Here is a 1,519-nt window from a genome sequence, read left to right as displayed (position 1 = left end):
GTAGACCGGGGTGAGCGCGGACAGCGGGTCCTGGAAGATCATCGCGATGTCCTTGCCGCGGATCTTCGTCATCTCCCGGTCGTCCAGGCCCAGCAGCTCACGGCCGTGGAGCTTCACCGAGCCCTTGATGTCGGCGGTCTCCGGCAGCAGGCCGAGGACCGCCAGCGAGGACACGGACTTGCCGGAACCCGACTCGCCGACGATGCCCAGGACTTCACCGCGCCGTACCGAGAAGGACACGCCGCGTACGGCTCCGACGGGCCCGGCCTCGCTCGGGAAGGAGACGTGGAGGTCGGTGACCTCCAGAGCGGGGATCTCGGTCACGACGTGCGTCCTTCCTTGGACGTGCTCTTGGGCTTGCGCGGGCCACGGGCCTTGGCACTGCTGGAGTTGGGGTCGAGGGCGTCCCGCAGCCCGTCACCGATGAAGGCGCGGGCATGGGCGCGCGGCACCGGATGCACGGTGGCCATCACGTTCGGTGGTGCGCCCGGGCGCCTGCGAGCGCTGGTCTCGCCGCCGTACGGGTCGAGGAGGACCATCGCGATGTCCTTGCCACGCACCTGCGTCACGTCCGGGTTGCCCAGTTCCACGGGCTCGCGGCTGTACGGCTCCGAGAACGTGACGTCGGTCGTCCGGAGGGGGACGCGGAGGTCGGTGAGGCCCACGGCGGGGATCTCGGTCACGACGTGCGTCCTTCCTTGGACGTGCTCTTGGGCTTGCGCGGGCCACGGGCCTTGGCACTGCTGGAGTTGGGGTCGAGGGCGTCCCGCAGCCCGTCACCGATGAAGGCGATGGACAGGCAGATCAGGACCAGGCAGCCAGCCGGGAAGTAGAACAGCCAGGGGAAGGCGGGGGCGGCGGGGGTGCCGGTGGCGATGAGGGTGCCGAGCGAGACGTCGGGGGCCTGCACGCCGAAGCCGAAGTAGGACAGGCTGCTCTCGCCGATGATGGCCGCGCCGACCTGGATCGTTCCGTCGATGATCAGCATCGAGGCCATCGACGGCACGATGTGCCGGAAGATGATGACCGGCGCCGGGACGCCCATGTACCGGGCGGCCTTGACGAACTCACGGTCCTTCAGGGTCAGTGTCATGCTGCGCACCACCCGGCCGGTGATCATCCAGCTGAACGCCGCCAGCAGCACGACGAACAGCAGCCAGGTGCTGCCCTGGAACAGCGGGGAGAGCACCGCGATGATCAGGAAGCTGGGCATGACGAGCAGCAGGTCGACCACCCACATCAAGGAGCGGTCGGCCCAGCCGCCGAAGTAGCCGGCGCTCGCGCCGACCGCGGCGGCGACGACCGTGCAGATGATGCCGGTCAGGATGCCGATGACCAGGGACTTCTGCAGGCCGCGCATGGTCATGGCGAACAGGTCGGTGCCGGTCTGGTCGGTGCCGAACCAGTGGTTGCCCGAGGGCGGTTTCTGGAAGGCGGTGAAGTCCAGGTCCGTGTAGCTCCACTTGTAGAACAGCGGGGAGCCGTAGGCCATGACGAAGAGCAGGACGATCATGCACAG

Annotated in this window: 3 protein-coding genes; all 3 read right to left on the bottom strand. The window is 68.4% G+C overall.

Annotation, left to right across the window (positions count from 1 at the left end; translation table 11 throughout):
• Positions 1–324: ATP-binding cassette domain-containing protein (locus ACIP98_RS42485; protein WP_401982247.1), on the bottom strand; the 324-nt coding region annotated here is incomplete at its 3' end.
• The gene (locus tag ACIP98_RS42480) at positions 321–683 is read right to left on the bottom strand and encodes a hypothetical protein (protein ID WP_401982245.1); all 363 of its coding nucleotides are present in this window, start codon (positions 681–683) and stop codon (positions 321–323) included. The genes ACIP98_RS42485 and ACIP98_RS42480, both read right to left, overlap by 4 nt.
• Positions 680–1,519, bottom strand: an 840-nt coding sequence (locus ACIP98_RS42475; protein ID WP_401982243.1) for an ABC transporter permease, incomplete at its 5' end; no start/stop codon positions are given. The genes ACIP98_RS42475 and ACIP98_RS42480, both read right to left, overlap by 4 nt.

The organism is Streptomyces sp. NPDC088354, assembly GCF_044753585.1.
Taxonomy (GTDB): Bacteria; Actinomycetota; Actinomycetes; order Streptomycetales; family Streptomycetaceae; genus Actinacidiphila.
Note: the sequence above shows the minus strand (reverse complement) of the source record. Positions and strands in the feature narration are given on the sequence as shown.